Source organism: Campylobacter sp. CFSAN093233, assembly GCF_011068165.1.
In the GTDB taxonomy this organism is placed as follows: domain Bacteria; phylum Campylobacterota; class Campylobacteria; order Campylobacterales; family Campylobacteraceae; genus Campylobacter_D; species Campylobacter_D jejuni.
This window is the reverse complement of sequence record NZ_JAAMWY010000006.1, coordinates 115,682-140,821: the sequence shown is the minus strand read 5'-3', so window position 1 is coordinate 140,821 and position 25,140 is coordinate 115,682. Positions and strand designations below refer to the sequence as shown.

The 25,140-nt window shown below is 29.7% G+C and carries 22 protein-coding genes and 1 pseudogene; 16 read left to right on the top strand and 7 right to left on the bottom strand.

Going from position 1 to position 25,140, the window contains the following annotated elements:
• The first annotated feature begins 57 nt into the window (after positions 1-57).
• The 3 genes from FBF15_RS05150 to FBF15_RS05140 are packed head-to-tail and all read left to right on the top strand — an operon-like array spanning position 58 to position 3,312.
• Positions 58-1,500, top strand: coding sequence for a MotA/TolQ/ExbB proton channel family protein (locus FBF15_RS05150; RefSeq protein WP_002852205.1), 1,443 nt, complete (start codon positions 58-60; stop codon positions 1,498-1,500).
• Positions 1,497-2,450: an OmpA family protein gene (locus FBF15_RS05145; RefSeq protein ID WP_002852313.1), complete on the top strand. Its 954-nt coding sequence runs from the start codon at positions 1,497-1,499 to the stop codon at positions 2,448-2,450. The genes FBF15_RS05150 and FBF15_RS05145 overlap by 4 nt, the downstream gene beginning before the upstream one ends.
• Positions 2,437-3,312 carry a 1-aminocyclopropane-1-carboxylate deaminase/D-cysteine desulfhydrase gene (locus tag FBF15_RS05140; RefSeq protein ID WP_002859104.1) on the top strand — a complete coding sequence of 292 codons (876 nt, stop codon included), beginning with the start codon at positions 2,437-2,439 and terminating at the stop codon, positions 3,310-3,312. Before FBF15_RS05145 ends, FBF15_RS05140 begins: the two co-directional genes overlap by 14 nt.
• On the opposite strand, the gene FBF15_RS05135 is transcribed toward FBF15_RS05140, so the two are convergent.
• Genes FBF15_RS05135 through FBF15_RS05125 form a run of 3 tightly spaced genes read right to left on the bottom strand, consistent with a single transcriptional unit; the run spans position 3,304 to position 7,066 of the window.
• Complete coding sequence (locus tag FBF15_RS05135; protein WP_002908265.1) at positions 3,304-4,647, bottom strand: sodium-dependent transporter; 1,344 nt, start codon at positions 4,645-4,647, stop codon at positions 3,304-3,306. The genes FBF15_RS05140 and FBF15_RS05135 overlap by 9 nt on opposite strands.
• Positions 4,648-4,697: 50 nt before the next feature.
• Positions 4,698-5,366, bottom strand: coding sequence for an MOSC domain-containing protein (locus FBF15_RS05130; RefSeq protein ID WP_052803893.1), 669 nt, complete (start codon positions 5,364-5,366; stop codon positions 4,698-4,700).
• Entirely contained in the window at positions 5,363-7,066 is a 1,704-nt protein-coding gene (locus FBF15_RS05125) for a protein-disulfide reductase DsbD (RefSeq protein ID WP_165434593.1), read from the bottom strand. The genes FBF15_RS05130 and FBF15_RS05125 overlap by 4 nt, the downstream gene beginning before the upstream one ends.
• Before the next feature lie 94 nt (positions 7,067-7,160).
• Here FBF15_RS05125 and ppk2 point away from each other — a divergent pair.
• The 5 genes and pseudogenes from ppk2 to FBF15_RS05100 all read left to right on the top strand — a co-directional run bounded on the left by ppk2 (position 7,161) and on the right by FBF15_RS05100 (position 13,789).
• Positions 7,161-8,042: pseudogene (ppk2, locus tag FBF15_RS05120) on the top strand (polyphosphate kinase 2).
• 8 nt (positions 8,043-8,050) lie between these two features.
• The gene (locus FBF15_RS05115) at positions 8,051-9,241 is read left to right on the top strand and encodes a M20 family metallopeptidase (RefSeq protein WP_002852326.1); all 1,191 of its coding nucleotides are present in this window, start codon (positions 8,051-8,053) and stop codon (positions 9,239-9,241) included.
• Between the two features lie 78 nt (positions 9,242-9,319).
• Positions 9,320-10,492, top strand: a complete 1,173-nt coding sequence (locus FBF15_RS05110; RefSeq protein WP_165434592.1) for an efflux RND transporter periplasmic adaptor subunit — start codon at positions 9,320-9,322, stop codon at positions 10,490-10,492.
• Positions 10,492-12,417, top strand: coding sequence for an ABC transporter permease (locus FBF15_RS05105; RefSeq protein WP_165434591.1), 1,926 nt, complete (start codon positions 10,492-10,494; stop codon positions 12,415-12,417). Before FBF15_RS05110 ends, FBF15_RS05105 begins: the two co-directional genes overlap by 1 nt.
• A gap of 1 nt (position 12,418) precedes the next feature.
• The gene (locus FBF15_RS05100) at positions 12,419-13,789 is read left to right on the top strand and encodes a TolC family protein (protein WP_165434590.1); all 1,371 of its coding nucleotides are present in this window, start codon (positions 12,419-12,421) and stop codon (positions 13,787-13,789) included.
• Between the two features lie 2 nt (positions 13,790-13,791).
• On the opposite strand, the gene FBF15_RS05095 is transcribed toward FBF15_RS05100, so the two are convergent.
• From FBF15_RS05095 to ctf, 4 genes are read right to left on the bottom strand one after another with little or no spacing between them, the layout of a single operon-like run.
• On the bottom strand, positions 13,792-14,970 hold the full coding sequence (locus FBF15_RS05095) for an SGNH/GDSL hydrolase family protein (protein WP_038816612.1): 1,179 nt from the start codon (positions 14,968-14,970) through the stop codon (positions 13,792-13,794).
• Positions 14,957-15,967: a DUF459 domain-containing protein gene (locus FBF15_RS05090; RefSeq protein ID WP_002908275.1), complete on the bottom strand. Its 1,011-nt coding sequence runs from the start codon at positions 15,965-15,967 to the stop codon at positions 14,957-14,959. Before FBF15_RS05090 ends, FBF15_RS05095 begins: the two co-directional genes overlap by 14 nt.
• Positions 15,968-17,344, bottom strand: coding sequence for an MBOAT family protein (locus FBF15_RS05085; RefSeq protein WP_002868907.1), 1,377 nt, complete (start codon positions 17,342-17,344; stop codon positions 15,968-15,970).
• A 42-nt stretch (positions 17,345-17,386) separates the two neighbouring features.
• Positions 17,387-17,890, bottom strand: a complete 504-nt coding sequence (gene ctf / locus FBF15_RS05080) for a non-heme ferritin (RefSeq protein WP_002852256.1) — start codon at positions 17,888-17,890, stop codon at positions 17,387-17,389.
• Positions 17,891-18,069: 179 nt separating this feature from the next.
• On the opposite strand from ctf, the gene FBF15_RS05075 reads away from it, so the two are divergent.
• From FBF15_RS05075 to FBF15_RS05040, 8 genes are all read left to right on the top strand, one after another.
• Positions 18,070-19,065: a substrate-binding domain-containing protein gene (locus tag FBF15_RS05075; RefSeq protein WP_052800569.1), complete on the top strand. Its 996-nt coding sequence runs from the start codon at positions 18,070-18,072 to the stop codon at positions 19,063-19,065.
• Positions 19,066-19,074: 9 nt separating this feature from the next.
• On the top strand, positions 19,075-19,989 hold the full coding sequence (gene pstC / locus FBF15_RS05070) for a phosphate ABC transporter permease subunit PstC (RefSeq protein WP_002776292.1): 915 nt from the start codon (positions 19,075-19,077) through the stop codon (positions 19,987-19,989).
• Entirely contained in the window at positions 19,986-21,074 is a 1,089-nt protein-coding gene (gene pstA / locus FBF15_RS05065) for a phosphate ABC transporter permease PstA (protein ID WP_002790067.1), read from the top strand. Before pstC ends, pstA begins: the two co-directional genes overlap by 4 nt.
• Entirely contained in the window at positions 21,071-21,811 is a 741-nt protein-coding gene (gene pstB / locus FBF15_RS05060; protein ID WP_002776307.1) for a phosphate ABC transporter ATP-binding protein PstB, read from the top strand. Before pstA ends, pstB begins: the two co-directional genes overlap by 4 nt.
• 61 nt (positions 21,812-21,872) lie before the next feature.
• Positions 21,873-22,484, top strand: coding sequence for a DUF2920 family protein (locus FBF15_RS09890; protein WP_014517200.1), 612 nt, complete (start codon positions 21,873-21,875; stop codon positions 22,482-22,484).
• Positions 22,454-23,101: a DUF2920 family protein gene (locus FBF15_RS09885; RefSeq protein ID WP_002870228.1), complete on the top strand. Its 648-nt coding sequence runs from the start codon at positions 22,454-22,456 to the stop codon at positions 23,099-23,101. Before FBF15_RS09890 ends, FBF15_RS09885 begins: the two co-directional genes overlap by 31 nt.
• Positions 23,102-23,190: 89 nt before the next feature.
• Positions 23,191-24,507 carry an MATE family efflux transporter gene (locus tag FBF15_RS05045; protein ID WP_038401152.1) on the top strand — a complete coding sequence of 439 codons (1,317 nt, stop codon included), beginning with the start codon at positions 23,191-23,193 and terminating at the stop codon, positions 24,505-24,507.
• Positions 24,483-25,130 carry a M48 family metallopeptidase gene (locus FBF15_RS05040; protein ID WP_165434607.1) on the top strand — a complete coding sequence of 216 codons (648 nt, stop codon included), beginning with the start codon at positions 24,483-24,485 and terminating at the stop codon, positions 25,128-25,130. The genes FBF15_RS05045 and FBF15_RS05040 overlap by 25 nt, the downstream gene beginning before the upstream one ends.
• Positions 25,131-25,140: the final 10 nt, after the last annotated feature.

Here is a 25,140-nt window from a genome sequence, read left to right as displayed (position 1 = left end):
TTTTATCAAATTAAGTAACAATCTTTAAAATAAAATTTTTAATGAGGTATTGGTTTCATGGATATTAAATCAGATGAAATTTCAGAACTTGTTTTGCCTGAAGGCAAAGATGCAAGAGGTTCTTTGGTTTATTTTAAAATTATTTTTATTCCAGCTTTTCTTTATATTTTGATTTTATTGGGTTATTTTAATGTAATTGACTTTAAGGTCGAATTACATACGGTTATTATGACAGGTGTGATTTTTTTTACAGCATTGATTTTTGCTAGACATAGTGCTGAGTATGCGTATAGTATTTTTGAACAACAAAAAGATGAATTTAAACAGGCTTTAAAAAGACATATTATGAGGCATTTTCTTGCCATAGGGAAAGACACGAAATCAAATGCCAATTTTGATGACTTTGCTTATACATATATTAAGGGTGCAAGAAATGAGAATTTTGCTAGTATAGGTTCGGCAATTTTTCCAATGATGGGAATTTTAGGAACTTTTATCAGTATAGCTTTTTCAATGCCAAATTTTAGTTCTAGTGATACAGCCGCTTTAGAACAAGAAATTGCAGATTTGTTAAGTGGAGTGGGAACTGCTTTTTATGTTTCAATTTATGGAATTTTTCTTGCATTATGGTGGATGTTTTTTGAAAAATATGGTAAAAGCAAAATAGATCGTTTGCTAAATCGTCAAAAAAACGCTACAAGTGGATTTTTTTGGACAAAAGAAGAGCTTGATCAAAGATATTTAACTGAAAGTTTGCAACATTTTGAAAAAATTGGAGCAATTTTTAAACAAGTTAGTAATGATGATTTTTTTGCAGAGCTTGATCATGCTATTGATAGAAAATTTGGTATTTTCCAAGATATGCTAAATGTAGAAGAAAAGGCTATTAGATTAAGTAGTGAACATATCAAACAAACCATGGGTGAGCTTAGTAAAGCACAAAGAGATCAACGCGATCTTGGAAAGCTTTATAGTGAAATGTTAAATGGTATAGGTTTGCTCAATCAAAATTTAAAAGAAATCAATACAAGAATGTCAGAACAATATAATCGCTTGCTCGATATCAGTAGTGATAAAATTCATCATCTTGATAAGACACTAAGTGCATTCGATGAAAAAATAGAGCGTTTTGGTAAAAATTTTGAACTTTATGAAAAAGCAATGTTGGAAAGTCAAGAAAAGGTTTTTGAGGGATTTAAAGCAAGCTTGTTTGAAGGTATGCATAAATTTAAAGAAGTATATGAAGAAGAAAAAAGTATTGATGCTAAAATCAAAATGATGGATGAGCTTAAAAAAGAAATGAAAGCACTTGATGAAGAAACAAGTCAAATGATGAGCAAGCTTTCTGGGGATGAAAATCAGAATAAAGAAAATGAAACCAAACAAATAGAAGATTTTTCAGAGTCTAAGACTGAAGAAAATCAAGATGAAATTCAAGCAGAAATATCTAAGCAAGAAAGCAATGATGAGCTAAAAAATGAAGATAAAGAAAATAAATGAAAAATGAGTCAAAAGAAGATAGCAATTTTTGGATAGCTTATGCTGATTTAATGGCAGGATTGCTGTTTGTTTTTATTTTGCTAATAGGTGCTATTGTTGTAAAATATGTTTTAACTCAAAGTGATTTAAAAGAAATCAAAGATAATCTCAATAAACAAGAGGCACGCTTAGAGGAGAGTAAAGAAGAGCTTAGAAATAAAGAAGCCATAGTGTTTAAACTAAGTTCTGATTTAAACAATGCTTCTAGTGCTTTAAATCTTGCTAATTCTCAAAAAGCAGAATTAGAGGCTAATATTACAAATTACAAGCAGTTAAGTAAAGATTTAAACTCAACTTTAGATAATAAAGATAAGCAAATTTTGATTTTACTAGGTCAACTAGAGAAAAAAGATGAAGAGCTTAAAAATTTACAAGAAGATTTTCAAAAAGCTAAAGAAAAGGTGCAAAATCTTGGTTTGATTCGTGAAAATTTAAGCAAGGAATTACAAAGTAAGCTTGATAATAATATCACTATAGATGAAAAGACAGGATCTATTTCTTTGCCTGCTGAAGTACTTTTTGATAAAGATTCTTATGTGTTAAAAAATGAGGCAAAGGCAAGTTTGAGAAAAATCTTAAGCGAATATTTTGATGCTATTCTTGAAGATCCAAAAATTTTTTCTAACATTGAAAATATCATTATTGAAGGACATACTGATAGTGATGGATCTTATATTTATAATTTAGATTTGTCGCAAAAAAGAGCTTATGAGGTGATGAATTTTATCTATACTTTTTATAAGAGTGATAAGCTTCAAAAGCTTTTAATGGCAAGTGGACGTTCTTTTTCAGATCCCGTGTTTGTCAACGGAGTTGAAGATAAGGATAAGAGTCGTCGCATAGAAATAAAATTTAGCATTAAAAATGATAATGCTTTAAAAGATGTAGAAAAATTCTTTGAATTTCATTAAAACAATTAGTCCTATACAAAAAATCAATTTTAACGGATTTGAATTTTATATTAAAAGAGATGATTTATTAGGAGAAATTAATGGAAATAAAGCTAGGAAACTTGCTTTTTATATCCATCAAAGATATCCTAAAAATCAATCTTTTGTAAGTTATGGAGGAAGCCAAAGTAATGCTTTGGCGGCATTAAGTATTTTTGCTAAACAAAGATCATATAAGCTTGTTTTTGCTTGTGAAAAAATTTCTACTTTTCTTAAGAATAATCCTTGTGGAAACTATGCTTTAGCTTTAGAAAATGGTGTTGATTTTGTAGAAAATATCCATTCTTTATCTTTAAAGCAATTTGCTTTGTCTTTGTGTAAAAAAGATGATATTTTTATAGAACAAGGCATAGCTAATTTAGAAGCTCAATATGGCTATATGGAACTTGCTCAAGAAATTCAAATGCAAAGTCAAAGTTTAAAGCTTGATTTTGATATTTTTTTACCTTCGGGCACAGGCACTTCGGCAGCTTTTTTGGCAAAGTATTCTAAATTTAAAGTATTTACTTGCGCTTGTGTAGGTGATATTAAATATCTTAAAAAACAAATTTTAACATTAGATCCAAGCTATGATTTTTCAAATTTAGAATTTTTAACAAGTGATAAAAAATATCACTTTGCTAGACCGTATAAAGAATTTTATGAGCTTTATATGAATTTAAAGTTAAAGTGCAATATAGAATTTGACTTGTTGTATGATATTTTAGGATTAAGTATAGCATTAAAACAAGAGTGGAAAAAACCATTGCTTTATATACATCAAGGTGGAATTTTAGGAAATTCCACTATGCTAGAGAGATATAAATTTAAAAAACTAGTTTAAAATTCCATAGATAAAAATGATTAAAATAATCAAAGGCACTATATATTTTACATAATAAAACCAAATTCCAAACCATGAACTTTTAAGTGTATTGTTATTGCTAAGTTCTTTTAGACTTTCTTGTTTACCTAAAATCCAACCTACATAAATGCAGCAAAAAAATGCAGTTAAAACAAACAAAATATTTCCACTAATGAAATCAAAACTATCAAAAATGTTTTTTCCTTTGATGATAACAATATCACGCCAAGGCCCATAAGTTAGAATACAGGGAAGATTGCCAAGTATGAAGATAAACCCTAGAGTTAGGTTAATAGAAAGATTTTTAGAATATTTAAATTTTTCTTCTAATACGCTAATAATAACTTGATAAATTGGCAAGCTTGTGGTTAAAGCTGCAATCAAGAGTAAGATAAAAAATAAAATACACACAATGGTGCCAAAATGGATATGAGAAAATGCTATAGGTAAAGTTTCAAAAACCAAAGAAGGCCCGCTATCTGGAGCAAGTCCCGCTGAGAAAAGTGCTGGAAAAATCATAAAACCAGCCAAAACAGCTATGATAGTATTTAAAACCCCTGTATAAATAGCGGTTTTTGCCATATTTTCATTTTTATTAAGATGAGATGAAAGTGTTATCATTACCCCAAAACCTAGGGATAAAGCAAAAAAGACTTGTCCTAAAACATCGATTAAAAGTTTTGGTGATAAAATTTTACTAAAATCAGGTTCAAGATAAAATTTAACTCCAGCCATAGCTCCATCAAGGGTTAAATTGCGTCCTACAACAATAATAAGACAGATAAATAATAAAGGCATTAAAAATTTTACGGATTTTTCTATACCATCTATAATGCCTCTTTTTAAAATAATATAATTAATAATTACAAAAACAGTGGTAAAAATACCAACTCCTAAAGGATTGAAGGCTATTTTGTCGTTAAAAAACTGATGAGTAAATTCTTTGCTTACTACATTGGCAAGACTAAAATTCCCTAGGGTTAATTCCCAAATATAAACTAAAACCCATCCTCCAAGTACCATGTAGTAAGCCATTATGCCAAAGCTTCCTAAAAGTCCCATATATCCAATACTTTGCCATTTTTGTTTGAAAGCATCTACGCTATTTGTCATCGCTTTTCTGCCTATGATATTTTCAACTAAAATAACAGGAATGCCTATGATAATCATAGCTATACAAAAAACTAATACATAAGCACCGCCACCATTTTCTCCTACAAGATAGGGAAAACGCCAAGTTGCTCCAAATCCTATGGTTGCTCCAGCAACTGTTAGAATATAAGTTAGTGTGCTACTCCATGTTTGTCTTTGCATGATTATCCTTTCGAAAAAGAATTATTTTACCTAAAAATAACTTTAAAAACTTATAAGCTATCCATATAGCTTATATCGTAAGTATTTTTTAAGCGTTTGTGTATCGTTTCGTGCCAATTTTGAGATATGAGAGAGTTTAATTTTTCTAATTTATCTAATAAATTCGGATTTTGCTTAAGAATTTGATGCGGGGAGTAAAAAAGTTGATTGAGTTCAAATACACTAAGTGAAGTAGAATTTTTTTCTAAAATTTTAATATTTTCATACTTTCGTATTTGTCCAACTTGTAAAACTTTATAATACCATCCACTCAAACCCGTTTTAAAAATTTCATGTGTAAAATTTGAATTATTGTGAATTCTAGAAATTTTTACACAAGGTTTTCTAGGTTCACTTACTTGCAGTATTGCATTTGAAATTTGATGTACATCACCTATGCAAACATTTTGTTCGCAAAGCCCATCGATGCTCAAATTTTCACCTATTGAGCCAAAATTTAGCTTTTTATTAAGAAATCTTTCCCATATAGGATAGTTTTGACAAGAGTTGGCAAAAATAGCCTTATGGTAGCCTCCATGATGAATTTTATCAGCTATTTGATCATCTAAAATACCTAGAAAATCAATTTGTGTTTCTTCTAGGTAAGTATCTTTAATAAATGCGCTTTGGAAATTTTTATAGTTTTTAATTTTCCCTATTTGCAAACTTTGAATTTTCATGGTTCTAGTTTTTTTAATAAATCATCAGCACTGATAAAACCCGTGATTTTTAATTTTTCTTTTCCATTTTCAAAGAAAATTAAAACAGGTGGGCCAAAAACATTAAATTCTTTCATGGTTTTAATTTGTTCATTATTATTTTCGCTTACATCAACTTTGATAAGTTTGTAATTTTGCATTTTTTGTATGATTCTTTCATCGCTAAAGGTTAATTCATCTAAAAGTTTGCAATTTTCACACCAAGATGCAGTAAAATCAAGCATTATGGGCTTTGTATTTGTTTGTATTTCTTGCTTTAATTGTTCAAAATTGTTGATATAATCATAGCTTAAAGCAGGTTTTGAGGCAGATATAGTATTGAAATTTAAAGGATTTAAGAAATTTTTAGCCCCAAAAAGTCCCCCTAGGAAAATACTTAGAGAATAAGCTAAAATAAGAATTAAAATACTTTTTTTAATTTTAGAAATTATTGTAAAACTTTTTTCAAAAATTCCCATAAAAACACTAAAAAATACACCTAAAATTCCATAGGCAATTAAAATGTAATTTTCTTCAATAATTCTAGAAAGTATCCAAATAGCCATAGCCAACATAACAAAACCAAAGAAAATTTTTACTTTTTCCATCCAAAAACCAGGTTTAATAAAACCTAATCCTAAGCCTATGAAAAGCAAAGGTATACCCATGCCAAAACTCATGATAAAAAGCGCACTACCACCTAATAAAGCATTGCCTGTATTGGCTATATAAATTAAAGCACCTGCTAAAGGAGCTGCTACGCAAGGACCTACTATTAAAGCAGATAAAAATCCCATGATGGCTATACCTAAAACTCCTTTCCCTTTTTCGCTTTTTTTATGTATAAAGGTTTGAAATCTTAATGGCAATTCAAAACGAAAAGCTCCAAACATAGCAAAAGCAAAAGCTATGAAAATTAGAGCAAAAAGAATTAAAATAATAGGTTTTTGTAAAATTCCTTGAATACTTGCTCCTAGAAAACTTGCTATAACTCCAGCAATAGCATAGGCTAAAGACATGAAAAAAACATAGATAAGAGAGAGAAAAAAACTATATTTTTTTGAAAATTTAGCATTACTTTTTGCTACGATAAGAGAAGATAAAATCGGAATCATAGGTAAAATACAAGGTGTTAAGGAGAGTAAAAGTCCATAGCCAAAAAAACTTAGCAAAATCCAAAAAAAGTTATCTGTTGCTAAAAAATTTGCTATAGAGCTTTCTTCAGATTCAATTTTAGTTTTTTTATCTGTTTTTTGAGCTTTGTAAGGTTTTGAAATTTCAAAAGCATCTTTTTTAGAAATGAGATCAAAGTACCAAGTTTGAGGATTATAACACAAGCCTTGTTCAGAACAGCCTTGAAATTCGAGTTTGATTAAATTTGTGGTATTTTTTGCAAAGCGCTCTAGTAATAAATTTGGCAAAGCTAAATTTAATTTTTGATAATAAACATTTTCATTACCTCTTGTAGAACTTTGAGGTAGATTAATCAAAGAACTTATATCTTTTTCGTTTATATATAATTTAAGTTTATTAGAATAAAGATAAATATCTTTTCCAAGTTCAATATCAATTGAGATAGAGTTATTATAAGAGTTTAATTTTACATTAAAAGCTTCATTTAAAGATAATATAGAAGCAAAACATAAACAAAAACTTAATAAAATAATACCAAAAATACGCATAAATTTCCTAAAAACTTATTTTTTCCTTTATTTTTAGCTTCAATTATAATTTATTATGGTAAATTCACTTTAAATACTTTATAAAGGTTTGAAAATGCAAGAAAATAATTCTCCAAAAACGCAAGCGGTTGTTAAAAAGAATGAAATTTATGTTTCTGTTAAAAGAAAGAAAAGTATAATAGAAGTATGAAAAAGATTTAAAGAATTTGCAAATTGAGCTTTTGAAATTTCAAAATCATGTTAAAGCCAAGGGTTTAAAGGTTCTTATACTTATAGAAGGGCGTGATGCGGCTGGAAAAGGTGGGGCGATTAAATGTTTGATTGAGCATTTAAATCCGCGTGGTTGCCGCGTTGTGGCTCTTGAAAAACCTAGTGATGTGGAAAAAACACAGTGGTATTTTCAGCGTTATATAGCACATTTGCCCTCAGCCGGTGAGATTGTGATTTTTGACAGATCTTGGTATAATCGTGCAGGAGTAGAACCGGTTATGGGTTTTTGTACACCGCAACAACATAAAGATTTTTTAAGAGAAGTGCCTTTGTTTGAAAATATGATTTCAAATAGTGATATTATTTTTTTTAAATTTTATTTTTCAGTATCAAAAGACGAGCAAAAAAACGTTTTGAAAAACGCCGAAGCGATCCACTTAAACAATATAAATTATCTCCTGTGGATCAAAAATCGCAAGAATTATGGGATAAATATACTTTAGCTAAATACTCTATGCTTTTAGCATCTAATACTCCAACTTGTCCTTGGACTATTATTTCTTCTGATGATAAGAAAAAAGCAAGATTAAATTTATTGCGTTTTATACTTTCTAAGGTAGAATATCCAAATAAAAAAACTGGAGATTTTTCCAAAATTGATGCAAAATTAGTGCGTAGTGGAGAAGAAGAAATACGAAAAATGGAGGCGAATTTGGAAAAACTTGACAGTAAAAAAGCAGATGAGAAAATAAAAGATTTAGATTAAGGAAAAGAATGCAAAAGCTGGTTGAAAATTTAGCACTAAAGTACTATGATAAAGTAGTTGATTTAAGACATCAAATTCATATGCATCCTGAGCTTGAATTTGAAGAAGAAAATACAGCCCATTTAGTGTGTAAAATTTTAGATGAGTTTGGCATTAAATATCAAAAAAATATTGCAAAAACAGGAATTTTAGCTATTATAGAAGGAAAAAAGAAGAGTCAGAAAAAACCAAAATGTGTTCTTTTAAGAGCGGATATGGATGCTTTGCCTGTGCAAGAAAAAACTAATCTAAGCTATGCTTCAAAAATTGATGGTAAGATGCATGCATGTGGACATGATGGACATACAGCAGGGCTTTTGGGAGCTGCTTTGATATTAAATGAGCTTAAAGATGAATTTTGTGGCACGATTAAATTTATGTTTCAGCCCGCAGAAGAGGGAAGCGGTGGAGCTAAACCTATGATAGAATCAGGTGTATTGGAAAATCCTTATGTTGATGCAGTTTTTGGTTGTCATTTATGGGGGCCTTTGCTTGAAAATACTGCTCAAATTGTAAGTGGTGAAATGATGGCTGGAACGGATATTTTTGATTTGGAATTTATTGGCAGAGGAGGGCATGGAGCTCATCCGCACACTTGTATAGATCCTATAATTATGACAACGCAATTTGTAAATAATATACAAAGTGTTATTTCTAGACGTTTAGCCCCTTATGAAGCAGGGGTGATTACCGTAGGTCAAATTTGTGCAGGAACTACTTATAATGTTATTCCTACAAATGCTTATTTAAAAGGAACTGTGCGCTTTTTAAATGATAAAACGCAAGATATTTTAAAAAGTTCTTTAGAAGAAGTGGCTGCTGCTACAGCAAAATCCAATGGCGGAGATTATAAGCTTAAATATACTAAAGAATTTCCTCCATTGATTAATGATGAAAAAGCTGTTTTAATAGCAAGAAAAGCTTTTGCAAAGGTCTTAGGAGAAGAAAATATCATTGTTTCTTCTAAACCTGACATGGGGGCTGAAGATTTTGCTTTTTTAACACGAGAAAGAATGGGGGCTTATGTATTTGTTGGAATTTCAAAGGATTTAAATCATCCAGCTTTGCATCATAGTTCTACTTTTTGTTGGGATGATGAAAATTTAAAAGTTTTAATGCAGGGTGATGTGATGATGGCTTTAGAATTTTTAAATTTATAAAATAGAATTAAAAATTCACAAAAAATTCACAAAAAATGAGTAAAATTTAATCTTGATTTTTCTTTAGGATTTGTTATTATGAAAAAGAAGATTGTTTTAATCATTTTAATTGCAATACTTGGAAGTGTTGGGGCTTATTTTATTTTTTTTAATAATGATGAAAAAATCAGCTATTTAACTCAAAAAATACAAAAAAAAGATATATCTCAAACCATAGAGGCAGTAGGAAAGGTATATGCCAAAGATCAAGTCGATGTGGGTGCTCAAGTTAGTGGACAAATTATAAAACTTTATGTTGATGTGGGAACTCATGTAAAGCAAGGTGATTTGATCGCTCAAATTGATAAAGATAAACAACAAAACGATTTAGATATTACAAAAGCTCAGCTTGAAAGTGCTAAGGCTAATTTAGAGAGTAAAAAAGTTGCCCTTGAGATTGCGAATAAGCAATATCAAAGAGAGCAAAAACTTTATGCAGCTAAAGCAAGTTCTCTTGAAAATTTAGAAACTCAAAAAAATAATTATTATACTTTAAAAGCCAATGTTGCAGAGCTTAATGCTCAAGTAGTTCAGCTTGAAATCACTCTTAAAAATGCACAAAAAGATTTAGGTTATACAACCATTACTGCTCCTATGGATGGTGTTGTGATTAATGTAGCTGTAGATGAAGGACAAACAGTTAATGCTAATCAAAACACTCCTACTATAGTCCGTATAGCTAATTTAGACGAAATGGAAGTAAGAATGGAAATAGCAGAGGCTGATGTGAGTAAGATAAAAGTAGGAACAGAGCTTGATTTTTCTTTGCTTAATGATCCTCAAAAAACTTATCATGCTAAGATTGCAAGTATAGATCCAGCTGATACTGAAGTGAGTGATTCTAGTACAAGCTCAAGCTCATCAAGTTCGAGTTCTTCAAGCTCAAGCTCATCAAATGCTATTTATTATTACGCAAAATTTTATGTAGCCAATAAAGATGATTTTTTGCGTATTGGTATGAGTATACAAAATGAAATTGTCGTAGCAAGTGCAAAGGCTGTTTTAGCAGTGCCAACTTATGCAATTAAAAGCGATCCAAAAGGCTATTATGTTGAAATTTTGAAAAATCAAAAAGCTGTTAAAAAATATGTCAAACTTGGCATTAAAGATTCTATCAATACTCAAATTTTAGAAGGTGTAAATGAAGATGAAGAATTGATAGTAAGCTCAAGTGCTGATGGCTTAGCTCCTAAAATGAAGTTGAGATTTTAATGATTTTTCTTAAAAATATTTGCAAAAATATAGGCGAAAATGCCATTTTAAAAAATGTAAGTTTAAGTATAGAAAAAGGTGAATTTGTTGCTATTATAGGACAAAGTGGAAGTGGTAAAACTTCACTTTTGAATATCATAGGAACATTAGATACGCCAAGTAGTGGAACTTATGTTTTTGATGAGTATGAAGTCACTAAACTTAATAATGATGAAAAAGCAAGATTAAGGCGTGAAAAAATAGGCTTTATATTTCAAAGATACAATCTTTTAAGCTTGCTGAGTGCTAAAGAAAATGTTTCTTTACCTGCAGTTTATGCGGGAAAAAATTTACAAGAAAGAAGTCAAAATGCTAAAAAACTCTTAAATGATTTAGAATTAGCTCACAAGTTAGATTCTAAGCCAAACGAATTAAGCGGAGGGCAGCAACAACGCGTTTCTATAGCGAGAGCTTTAATCAATGGCGGAGAGCTTATTTTAGCTGATGAACCAACGGGAGCTTTGGATAGTAAAAGTGGTATTATGGTGCTTGAAATTTTACAAAAACTTAACACACAAGGTCATACTATAGTCTTAGTAACTCACGATCCAAAAATCGCAGCACAGGCTAAAAGGGTTATAGAGATTAAAGATGGAGAAATTTTAAGCGATACTAAAAAGGAAAAAGCTCAAGAAAAACTCACTTTAAAAACAATGTCTAAAGAGAAAAAAACATTTACTTTGCTTAAAAATCAAGCCTTTGAATGTTTTAAGATAGCTTATTCTTCCATACTTGCACACAAACTTCGTTCTATTTTAACTATGCTTGGAATCATCATAGGTATTGCTTCTGTAGTTTGTGTTGTAGCTTTAGGATTAGGCTCTCAAGCTAAAGTGCTTGAGTCTATTGCAAGACTTGGGACAAATACTATTGAAATTCGCCCTGGAAAAGGATTTGGGGATTTGCGTTCGGGTAAAACAAGGCTTAATTTTAGTGATTTAGAAACGCTAAGATCTTTAGAATATTTAGAAGCAGTTGATGCTCATTCAAATACTTCAGGAGTGGCAACTTATACCAATATTTCTTTAAGCGCAAGAGCTGAAGGAGTAGGGGTAAATAATTTTGCTATAGAAGGTTTAAGGATAGATGCGGGAAGAATTTTAAATAATGATGATGTAAAAAATAGTACTAATGTTGCTGTATTGGATTTTAATGCTAAAAAAAATCTTTTTCCTGATGAAAAAAGTGAAAATATTTTAGGTCGTGTGGTGCTTTTTAATTCTCAACCTTTTAAGATTATAGGAGTTTTGCAAAAAGATACAGACAAGCCTATAGAAGATAATGTAGTACGTCTTTATATACCCTATACAACACTGATGAATAAGCTTACAGGAGATAGAAATTTGCGTGAAATCATAGTTAAGGTTAAAGATGATGTGAGTTCAACTTTGGCTGAAAATGCTATTATAAGAATTTTAGAAATTAAACGCGGACAAAAGGATTTTTTTACTTTTAATTCTGACACTTTTAAGCAAGCTATTACAGCAAATAAACGCACTACAACCATACTTACCGCTTGTGTGGCTGTGATTGCTTTGATTGTTGGGGGTATAGGAGTGATGAATATCATGCTTGTTTCTGTAAGTGAAAGAACAAGAGAAATAGGCATACGCATGGCTATAGGGGCTAGAAGAGAAGATATTATGATGCAGTTTTTAATCGAAGCGGTTATGATTTGTACTATAGGGGCGATTTTAGGTGTAATTTTATCGATTTTTGTTATTTTTGCTTTTAATACTTTAAGTACGGATTTTCCTATGATTTTAAATGCCTATTCTGTATTTTTGGGACTTTTAAGTTCTATGCTTATTGGCGTGATTTTTGGTTTTTTCCCTGCAAGAAATGCAGCAAATTTAAATCCTATTAGTGCATTATCAAAGGAATAAAATGAAAATAATACTTAGCATTTTTTTAGCATTTTTCTTGAGCGCTTGTGGTGTAAAACTTAGCTTGCCTAAAGAAGTTGATTTAACTCAAGAACAAATGAAAGATTTAAATCTTACTTATGATTGGTATAGATCTTATGATAATGCAAAATTAAATGAATTTCTAAATTTTGTTTTATTGAATAATAGTGATATTAATATTGCTAGAAAAACTTTGCTTTCGGCTTTGGCTAGAGCTGATTTGATTGATTATGATTTATATCCGACTTTAAGTGGAAATTTGGGTTTTGGTGGAGATAAAGATTTAAATTCAGGCAAACAAAGTAAAAATTTCAATAATTCTTTAAATTTAAGCTATGAGCTTGATATTTATGGCAAATTAAGAGATAGTGCAAGTGCGAGTGAATTTAGTGCAAAAGCAAGTGCTTATGATCTTGAAAATTTAAAAATAAGTATGATCAATACAGCTTTAAATGATGTGTTTGAGCTGGCTTATTTTAACGATGTAGATAAATTGCTTCGAGCTTATCTTTCAAATTTAGAACAAATGAAAGGGCTTTATAATTATAAATACAAGCTTGGAAAAATAGAAGAATTAGATCTTTTAAACATAGAACAAAGCTTATTAAGAGCTAAACAAAATTTATTAGGCAATGATCAAAATCGTAATTTACTCATAAAAAATTTACAAGATTTATTGGCAAAGCAAGAAGGTTTTGCTTATATAGAGTATTTTAAAACTTTATCTTTAAATGATTTTAAAACCTTAAGTCCTGATTTTAATATACCTTTAAGAGCTTTAGCGTACCGTGCAGATGTGAGATCTAAACTCAATAGCTTAAAATCAGCCTTTGAGGATTATTCTTCTATGCAAAAATCTATTTTGCCTAGTATTTCTTTAGGTGGAGCATTAAGTGGGAGTGATAAAAAAATTGATGATAGTTTTAAATTTGAAATTTTAAGTGGTAATGTTAAGATTTCTTTACCTTTCTTAGATTATGGTAGGGTAAAGCAAAATATCAAAATTTCACAATTTACCTATGAGCAACTTTTAATTTCTTATGAGCAAGCCTTGCAAAGCGCGATGAATGAATTTGCATTGAATTATAAAGATTATCAAAGCGATACCTTGCTCTTGCAAAATTTGCAAAATATTAACATTAAACAAGAGCTTATCACTAAGGCGTATTATGAAAAATATATTTTAGGAAAAAGCGAATTAAAAGATTATTTGGATGCAAACAATACTTTAAATTCTACCCAGCAAGAATTTTTAAGAGCTAGATTTAATCTTTTAAAAACCATTAATTCTTACTATCAAATCACAGCTTTAAGTTTTAATGATAAAAACTTAGAATTTCCTAAGTATTAAATTTAATAATCGATGATATTTTTTAAATCCTCGAGTAACTTTTTAGCCATTAGCTCATAGCCTTTTATAGTAAGATGTACATCATTGAGCGAAAGCTTTTGTTCTATCCATTTGTTTTTTCCTCCACTATCTTGCATAAACTGATGCATATCAAAAATAAGAGTTTTTTCTTCTTTAGCAACTTCATATAATGCTTTGCGTATGGTAAAAAAATCAGGAGCAAGCTTGTAGTTTTTACCTTGTTTTTGAACTACAGTTGGTGGAGAGATTAGCATGATAACAGCGTTTTTATTGTAAGTTTTTAAAATACTAATCCATTTTTTTAAATTGTTTTTAAATTTTTGTTTTTCAAACCCTTTAAAGAGTGCATCATTAGAACCATAGGCAAGAATAATTAAATCATTGTGTAAAAGTTCTAGTTCTTTTTTTACAACTTCTTGATTCCAAGAGAGCCATAAATCACTTTTGGCACCATTGATTGCAATGGTATCTAAGAAAACATTATTATTTTTATTTGTGATGAAATATCCTCCTAGTTCAGCATCCTTTTGTAAGGCTGAAATTTGCAAAGGAAGATCAAGTTCTAGTTCTTTATAAGACCATTTGTTAATTTGTGTAGTTCTTAACTCATAGCTTCGATTTTTTGCATCTTTGATGCTAAAAGCATTGGTATTTTGCTTGGCCTTAAATAAAAATCCTATTTTGAATTTTTTTTTATCTAGGGTTGTATCAAGGTTGATTTTTGCGCCTTTAGTTTTTGCTTTGGCTATTATCCCACCTAGTGGAAAATTATGTCCAGCATTAGCAGGATTTCTTGAGTTTAAAATTTCAAAGTTTTTATAAGAATAAACAAGATTAAGATTTTGTTGATATTTAGGCTGTAAAGGATAGGCAAAACCTATAGAGTTAGAACGGATTAAATATCCTCTTATGACACGCGGAAAGAAATCAGCCGCCATATGAGAATCTCCATAAATTCTAATTCCTATGTTTTGATTTTTTTCTAATTTTTTTTCTAGATTTTTAAGATCTTTTTTTAATACATAACTTGTTAAAGCAGAGTGATTTTTGTTTTGATTGAGTATGGAATCTATTGTGTCATTTGTATTTAAATTTTGTGCATAAGAGCTAGTAAAAATAATAAAAAACAATAAGATAATTTTAAATTTATTTACTAGCATTTTCTTCCTTAAGTTTTATGTGTTCTAATAAAAGTTTAGACATTTCTCTTGCGCCACTTGGAGTAAAATGAACCCCATCATCTGTTCTTACTTTTATACTTCTATTGTTTTCATCTTTTATATAAGCTGAGTATTGATCATTGACGCTAAAAAATAGCTTAGTGTTGATAAAAATTTCTTTATTTTTAAGAATTTCATCGCTGTAAATTTTGTTAAGTATTTGTATTTTTTTGTTTAGTTCCTCTCTTTTTACAGGAGGGATTTCAAACCAAAAAACTTTGGCTTTATGTTTTTTAGCGATCTTAATGATTTCATCTACACGACTTGTGTAAATATCTATCCAAGAAGGGGAGCCAAAACGATGATAACTTCCTCCTTTTTTAATATCCCAAGGATCATTAGCACCAAGAAGAACAACAAGATATTTAATATTTGAGTTTTTAACAAAAGCTTCATTGGTTGCTTTTGACCAATCAAAATAGGATTTATAAGAAAGGCCTGTATTTTGTTTGCTAAGATCGGTTACCTTAAGATTTAAATTTCTTAAATCTCTATTTAAGGCTATTGCAACACCTTGCATTAAAGAATCTCCGATAAATAAAAACTCATCTCCATTTTGTAGTTCTAATTTGGTATTGTCGATAAAACTAATATTTGCATCTTGGATTAAGGTTGGATTTGTTTCTTTATGAGAAGTGTTTTCATCATTTTCTAAAGTGTTTAGAACTTTATCTATTTTACTTAAGTTTTCATCTATTGATTTATTTTCTTGATTTGTAGTTTCTTCATTAGTTTGAGGCAAGGGTTCGTTGCTTAAAATTGCACGAATTTGTTCTAATTTAATTTTGAAGCCATTGGCTTCTTTTAAAAGATCATTATGAGGATAGAATGCAAAGTGATATTTTTGTTCTATATAAGAGCTAATACTCTGATTCATAACTACAACAACCAAGCCAAGCACTATAATCAAAATAAAGAAAAATCTAACTACACTCATCTAAAAACTCGAATAAATAAAATCAGGAATTCCATCTGGCATAAAAGCAAAAACCAAAAGTAAAATAAAAGCTATAATAAAAGGTTTTAGCAAAAATGGAGTAAGATTTAAAATCTTAATGCAATATTCTTTAAAATTAATAAATAAAGGATAGATCATAAAAAGAACCCCAAAAGCAACCAACATATAGATATCGTTATAAGATGGAATTTGGAAGAAATTATAATAACAAGCTTTAAAATATTCTATTGCATCTTCTAGATTTTTGCTATAATAAAAGAAAATCCAAGTAAAACATACAAATTGAAAGGTTAAAAATCTTCCTAAAGCTGGAATTTTTTGTAAACTAAATTTGCTTAAAGTTAGCAAATGTATAAAAACTATGCCAATACCATGCAACAAACCCCAAACAATAAAAGCAAGTGTATTGCCATGCCACATACCTGAAAGTATAAAAGCGATGAGTATATTAGCTACAGTGCGTGGTATTCCTTTTCTATTGCCCCCTAAAGGTATATAGATATAATCTCTTATAAAAGTTGAAAGACTGATATGCCATCTAGCCCAAAAATCTTTTAGGTTTTTTGCAAGATAAGGCATGTTAAAGTTAGGCGGAAGGGTAAAACCTAACATTAAAGCAAAAGCACAAACTAAATCAACATATCCGCTAAAATCACAGTATATTTGAATTGCATAGGCGTAAATTGCACTTAAAAGTTGTATGAAATTATAAGATTGTGGAAAGTCTAAAATACTTTTAGCATAAATTCCAAGGTAATTGGCTATTAAAACTTTTTTAACTATACCAAAAACAAGCAAGATGATGATTAAATTTGCATGTTTAAATTCGCGTTTTTGATAGGCCTGCTCAAAGAAAAAAGAACTTCGCATAATAGGCCCTGAAAGTAATGTTGGAAAAAATGATAAGAAGGTTGCTAAATTTAAAAAACTTTCTAAACGGCGTTTTTGATAAACTTCTACAAGATAGGTGATAGAAGTAAAGGTATAAAAACTAATTCCTATTGGTAATACTAAATCAATATTTAAAAATTCTAAACCGAAAAAATTTAATATCTCATCAACACTTCCTTTGATGCTAGGAAAGTATTTAAAAAAACATAAATTTAAAATAATAAAAGCCATGCAAGTAGCGAAAATATAACGCTTGCGACGCACAAAAATTAGCAAGGCAAAATAGTGTATAAAAAAGGTATATATAAATAAAACCAAGGCGAAATAAGGATTGATTAAAATATAAATAATATAAGAGAAAATTAAAATTAAAATATTTTGTATTTTGTAATCATTTTTAAAAGTCCAATAAATAGCAAAAAAAGCTATCATTAAAATACTAAATTCTAGAGAAAAATAAGTCATACCTTCAATCCAAAGCGAGATTTGCCCATAGTAGGGCAAAGATTATTTTTTTCTGCTTAATGCAATATTTTTGATGTATTGATCAGCTAAATAAAGTCCATTTCCGTGTTCTCCGATTAACTTAATCTTGTCAACTATACCGCGGAAAAGTGCTTCTTCTTCGTGTTGTTCGCTTACATACCACTGTAAGAAATTAAAAGTAGAATAGTCTTTATGTGTTAGCATGTGTTCAACTAAAGTATTGATTGATTTTGTGATAAATTGCTCATGTTCATAGGTTTTTTCAAAAACATCAAGTAAAGATTTGAAATTTTGTTCAGGCTGTTTTACTTCTTGAAGCTCTACATGAGAATCTGTTTCATTAAGATAAGTGATAAGCTTTTTAGCATGATCGCTTTCTTCGCTTGCATGTGCAAACAAGAAGGCTCCAGCTCCATCAAGACTGTTTTCATAGCACCAAGAACTCATACTAAGATATAAGTTTGCTGCATACATTTCTTTGTTTATTTGTTCATTGAGTAATTTTACAACTTCTTTAGAAAGCATTCTTATCTCCTTATTAAAATTTAAAATGTTTTATAATGATATATTATTTTTTTAAAAACAAGCTAAATTTTTTGATAGTTAAAAATTATATTTAAGAAAAATACAAAATAAAAAATGTTTCCAAAATGTTTCCAAGTTTTTTTAAACTTCCATTGCTTTTTTAAAGTTAAGGAGAAAAAATGAAAAAAATTCTATCTTTAAGTGTGGCAAGTCTTGCACTTTGTGGTGCTTTAAATGCAGCAGATTTAAAAATCGCAGGTTCATCGACTGTGTATCCTTTTACTTCTTTTGTAGCTGAAGAGTATGCAGCGATTCACAATACAAAAACTCCTATTGTAGAGAGTTTAGGAACAGGGGGTGGATTTAAAGTATTTTGCGAGGGCATAACTGACATTTCTAATGCTTCAAGAGCGATGAAATTTAGCGAATTTGAAACTTGCAAAAAAGCGGGAGTTACTGATATAGTAGGGATTATGGTAGGTTATGATGGTATAGTTTTAGCGCAAAATAAAGCCAACGCACCTTTAAATATCACTAAAAAAGAACTTTTCTTAGCATTAGCAAAAGAAATTCCACAAAATGGAAAACTTATACCAAATCCTTATACAAACTGGAATCAAATCAATAAAAATTTACCTAATCGTAAAATCAGCGTTTATGGTCCTCCATCAAGCTCAGGCACAAGAGATACTGTAGAAGAACTTGTAATGAGTGATATTTCTAAAAAAATTCCTGAATACAAAGGCGAGTATAAAACCATACGCCAAGATGGAGCTTATATTCCAAGTGGTGAAAATGATAATCTAATCGTTTCAAAACTTACTATCGATAAAGATGCTTTTGGGCTTTTTGGTTATGGATTTTTAGTAAGCAATGTGGATAAAATCAATGCAGCAGATATTGATGGTGTAAAAGCAGATGAAAAAAATATTGCTGATGGAAAATACGATCTTGCAAGAAGTTTATTTATCTATATCAATGCAAAGAAAAATCCTAAAGAAGCCTTTGATTTTGCAAAAATTTATATGAGTGATGATTTGGCAAAAAGTGGTGGAGAGCTTGAAAAAATAGGACTTGTTCCTTTGAGTGATGATAAATTAAAAGCTTCTCAAAAACACGTAGAAGATAGAAAAATTTTAAATGATGAGCTTGTAAAAGCTGGAAAAGTTTTTTAAGGAAAAACTTTGTTAAAAGAAAAAATAATCAAATTTGCACTTTTTTTATGTGCTTTTGTAAGCGTGATAGTAAGTTTTGCTATCATGCTTACAATTTTAATTGAAGCTTTAAAATTCTTTCAAAAAGAAAGCGTTGTTACCTTTTTATTCTCAAGTCAGTGGGCAGCTGATGCAGCTTTTATGAATGCAGATGGCACGAGTAAACAAGGTGTTTTTGGGGCGCTATCGCTTTTTTGGGGAACTTTTTATATTTCATTGATTGCTATGCTAACGGCTTTACCTTTAGGGGTTATGTGTGCTATATATTTAGGTGTTTTTGCTGGCAAAAAATCTAAAAATTACTTAAAACCTATTTTAGAAATCATTGCAGGGATTCCTACTGTTGTTTTTGGATTTTTTGCGGCTATAGTTGTAGCGCCTTTTATAGTGTGGTTTTTTTCTTTATTTGGCATACAAGCAAGCTTTCAAAGTGCTTTAGGTGCAGGTTTTATCATGGGGATCATGATAGTACCTATAGTGGCTTCTTTATCTCAAGATTGCATTGAAGCAGTAAGCGAGAAAAGGATTAATGGCGCTTATGCTTTAGGTATGACAAAAAAAGAAGTGGTTTTTGCCGTGATTTTACCTGAGGCTATTCCTGGTATAGTTGCAGCTTGTCTTTTAGGACTTTCAAGAGCCTTAGGCGAAACTATGATAGTGGTGATGGCAGCTTCTTTGCGTCCAAATTTAACTTTAAATTTTTTAGAAGATATGACAACGGTAACGGTAAAAATCGTAGAAGCTTTAAGTGGAGATCAAGCTTTTGATAGTTCTTTGGCTTTAAGTGCTTTTTCTTTAGGTTTGGTGCTTTTTGTCATCACTTTAATCATCAATATGTTTAGCGTTTATCTTATCAATCGCTTTCACAAAAGGAAAAATTTATGAAAAAACTTTTTAAAAAAAGACAAAAAGCTTCAAAGTCTTTTAAAAGACTTTGTAAAATGGGGCTTTATATTAATTTAATTTTTCTTTGTATCTTTTTAGGAAGTGTGGCTTATCTTGGATTTCCTGCTTTTAAGCAAACCTATATTTTTGTAGAGGCTAATAGAAATTCTCCTGCTTATGATCTTTTATCTCGTGCTGAGCAAAGAAAGATAAGAACAGGGCAAATCACTGAAAAATCTTGGCTTTTGGCAAATTCAGAAGTAGATCAATATATGAAGCAAAAATATAATCGCCTTAGTGAAAAACAAAGAACTTTAGTCGATGATCTTATGCAAAAAGGCGAGATAGAGCTTAAATTTAATAGCAATTTCTTTTTAAATGGAGACTCAAAATCTCCTGAAAATTCAGGAATTTTATCTTCAGTTGTAGGGACTTTGCTTGTTATGCTTGTTTGTATGGTTGTGAGTGTTCCTATAGGCGTTGCAGCGGCAATTTACTTAGAAGAATTTGCACCACAAAATATCCTTACGCATTTTATAGAAGTGTGTATTAACAACCTTGCAAGTATTCCTAGTATCTTGTTTGGACTTTTAGGACTTGGAGTGTTTATCAATCTTTTTGGAATGCCTCGTTCAAGTGCTTTAGTGGGTGGGCTTACTTTGGCGATCATGAGTTTGCCTATTATCATTGTTTCAACTAAGGCAGCTTTAAAAAGTGTGGATATCAATATGAAAAATGCTGCTTATGCCTTAGGTATGACAAAGGTTCAAATGGTAAAAGGCATTATGCTACCTTTAGCTATGCCTATGATTTTAACAGGTTCTATTTTGACTTTAGCAGGGGCTATAGGCGAGACTGCACCTTTGATGATTATCGGTATGATAGCATTTATCCCTGATGTAGCTAGTTCGATTTTTGATCCAACTAGCGTTTTACCTGCTCAAATTTACTCATGGTCGGCTATGCCAGAGCGTGCATTTTTAGAAAGAACAGCAGCGGGTATTATTGTGCTTTTAGGACTTTTAGTTATGTTAAATCTTAGTGCAATATTATTAAGAAAATATTTTCAAGGAAAATTAAAGTGATAGCAAAAACAACAAATTTAAATTTATTTTATGGAAAAAAACAAGCTTTATTTGATATCAATATGCAAATCGAGCAAAATAAAATCACTGCACTCATCGGTGCTTCAGGATGTGGAAAATCTACCTTTTTGCGCTGTTTTAACAGAATGAATGATAAAATCGCAAAAATCGATGGTTTGGTAGAAATTGAAGGAAAAGATGTAAAAAATCAAGATGTAGTAGCCTTGCGTAAAAATGTAGGCATGGTTTTTCAACAACCTAATGTTTTTGTAAAAAGCATTTATGAAAACATCTCTTATGCACCAAAACTTCATGGTATGATTAAAAACAAAGATGAAGAAGAAGCTTTGGTGGTGGATTGCTTGCAAAAAGTGGGGCTTTTTGAAGAGGTTAAAGATAAATTAAAGCAAAATGCCCTAGCTCTTTCAGGCGGACAACAACAACGTCTTTGTATCGCAAGAGCTTTAGCGATCAAACCTAAACTTTTGCTTTTAGATGAGCCAACTTCTGCACTTGATCCTATTAGTTCAGGCGTGATTGAAGAGCTTTTGAAAGAATTAAGCCATAATCTTTCTATGATCATGGTTACGCATAATATGCAACAAGGCAAACGCGTAGCTGATTATACGGCATTTTTTCACCTAGGTGAGCTTATAGAATTTGGAGAAAGCAAGGAATTTTTTGAAAATCCAAAACAAGAAAAAACCAAGGCTTACTTAAGCGGTGCTTTTGGGTGAGATTTATTTTTTGGAAATTTGATGATATAATTAATTAAAAATTTCCAAAAAAAGGTTTAATATGATTATAAACCAAATTTATTCTATAGATTCTTGTGATGATGTAGAATTAAATATCAAAAGGGGAAGTAAATTAGAATTTAGATTGACTTATGATGATAGTAAAGAAATAGAAGCTATTGTTTGTATTATTCCAGGTGGTGCTGAAGATATGAATAACTATATTTATGTCGATGATTACTTGGCTAGAAATTATAATGTTGCTATTATTAATATTAACTATCATTGCATAGGAAATAGACCTCATTTGGGTTCTAGTTTTTATTTAGATGATATAGATAAAATTATTTTGGATACTAGCTTAAAAACTATCAATTTAAACCATATAAATGTTTTTGATATAAATTCTTATGAAAATCTAAATAATGCTTTTATAAGAATAGATCAAGAAATTCAAAAATTAAAATTAAATCAAAAACTAAATCAAAACTATAAATTAAGAACGCATGTAAGCTTTTTACCATCTAAAAATGAATATCAAAATTTTGGTATAATGCAAGCTATGGATATTTTAAATGCTATTTTTTATATAAAAGAAAATTCTCCATTTAAACTAATGAGGGGGGGGGTATTAGAACGATTTTGTTTGGAAATTCATATGGCGGATATTTAGCAAATTTATGTGCAAAAATAGCTCCTTGGAGTATTGATTTTATATTAGATAATTCTTCTTTTGTTAATTTGTTTGGAAATATTTTTAGACTTATAGGTTTTGGAAAAGAAATCGATTTTACTAGATATCATGGAACATATGATGATACTTTATTTAAAAATATATTTTTATATTTAAGTGATAAAACTTATTGGAATAATAATAAATTTTCAAAAAATTATTTTTCAAATGCTAGAAAAATCATAAGAGAACCATTAAACAAAGAACATCTAATAATACAAAGCTTATACCCAAATCCAAAATATATTGTATATCATAGTATTTTTGATGAAAGATCTCCTTTTAAAAATAAGGAAAATTTTGTACATATTTTAAAAGAATTAAATTTTAAAGTAGAATTTTTTGCTATTTCACAAGTTGATAATAAGTTTATTAAAAATTTAAATCATGGAATGGGATTGAGCACAAAATTATTTTTTAAAAAACATTTATTGCAAATATTAAAAGAACCTTTGCAAGATAAAATTTGCAAGAAGGAAGTCTCATATAAATGTGATGAGCTAGTGTATACTTTCAAAGAAGAAAATCATCAAATTATTTTAAATATAACAAATTGAGTATATTAAATATTTATATTTAAAAAAGTAATTTTTAAGTAGAATTGTTTTTTAAAAGAAATATTTAAAAAAAGAGATAAGATAATATCATGGCAAAAAAACAACTCTCCTTAACAAGACTTAGTTTTCCTATATTTTGGGATTTGCTTTCTAAGTATTTAACTGTGATTATCAATACCGCTATGGTGTCGCATTATTCTAATTTTCTTGTTGGTGCTATGGGCGCTGGAAATCAAATTTTAGATCTTTTTATCACTATTTTTTCATTTTTAAGTGTGGGTTGTAGTGTGCTGATCGCACAAGCAATTGGTGCAAAAGATCATGTTTTAGCAAGAAAAGTGATTCATCAAAGTTTGTTCTTAAATGCACTTTTAGGCTTTGTATGCGGTGTGCTTATTTTATGGCATGGGGAGTATTTGCTTTATCTTTTAAAAATTCCACAAGAATTGCTCAAAGATAGTGAAATTTACTTACATATGCTTGCAATTTGTTTGTTTTTTGATGCCATAGGTATTGTTTTAGCTGCTATTGTAAGGGTTTATAATATGGCTTATTGGGTCATGTTTATAGGTTTTTTGATGGATATAGTGGTGATTTGTGGAAATTATTATGTTTTGCATTATACAAAATCAGAACTTTTTGGAATAGGGCTTAGTAATATTTTTGCTCGCATTGTTGCTATAGTTGCTTTGTTTGCGATACTTTTTTATAAACTTAAAATTCATCTTAAAATCAAAGAAATGATAAAACTTGAAAAAGAAGTTTTAAAAAAGGTTTTAAATATAGGAGGATTTTCAGCAGGGGAAAATCTTTTGTGGATAGTTCAATATACTATAGCTTTTGCTTTTGTAGCAAGCTTAGGTGAGGCGAGTTTGAGTGTGCAAACGATTTATTTTCAAATTTCAATGCTTATTATGCTTATAGGACAAGCTATAAGCATAGCTAATGAAATTATAGTAGGTAAATTAATCGGTGCTAGATATGAAAATATCGCTTATAAACATACTTGGCGTGCTTTATATTTTAGTGTAATAGCGAGTGCTTTAGTGGCACTTTTAAACTATCTTTGTCAAGATTTTACTATGCAAATTTTAGGACTTAAAGAAGAGCTAAAAAATTTAATGATACCTTTATTTGCCCTTTCAATCTTTCTTGAAATTTCACGCACTTTTAATATAGTCATGGTCAATTCTTTGCGTGCAAGTGGCGATGCTAAGTTTCCATTTTTTAGCGGACTTGTTTTTATGATGGGAGTATCTTTACCTGTGGGTTATGTGCTTTGTTTTCATTTTAATCTTGGAATTTTAGGGGTTTGGATAGGATTTTGTGCGGATGAATTTTTACGTGGAATGGTAAATTCATACAGATGGAAAAGCAAAAAATGGCAAGGCAAAGCTCTAGTTTAAAATCATTTATTTATAAAGATGAGTGCTATTTTTATTCTAAAAAACGCATAAAAACTTTAAGATTAAGGCTCAATGAAAGGGGTGAATTTGTTCTTAGTATTCCTTATTTTTGCACCTTTAAAAACGTTTATGAGTTTTTAGATAAATCAAGTTCTTGGATGAATGAGGCAAAAAAAAGATTTGAAAAAAAAGCCTTAAAAGATGATGAGTTAATCTTTTTAGCTAAAAAATATAAAATTATTTTTGATGAAAATGCCAAAAAAATTTATTTTGATAAAGATAAAATAATTTGTCAAAATAAAGCAAAATTAGATTTATTTTTAAGACAAAATGCTAAAAAGATTTTTACTTTTTATCTTAAAAAATGGAGTCAAAAAACAGGTTTATTTTACACGCATTTAAGCATTAAAAATATGAAAACGCGTTGGGGTTCATGTAATCACAATAAAGCTTATGTTAATTTAAATTTAAAACTCATTCAAAAGAGTTTAAAGGCTATTGAATATGTGATTTTGCATGAAATATGCCACTTAAAATTCCCCAATCATAGCAAAGAATTTTACGATTTTATTGAGTATTTTATGAGTGATTTTAGGCAAAGAGAGAAAGAATTTTTAAGTTAAAAATGTTATA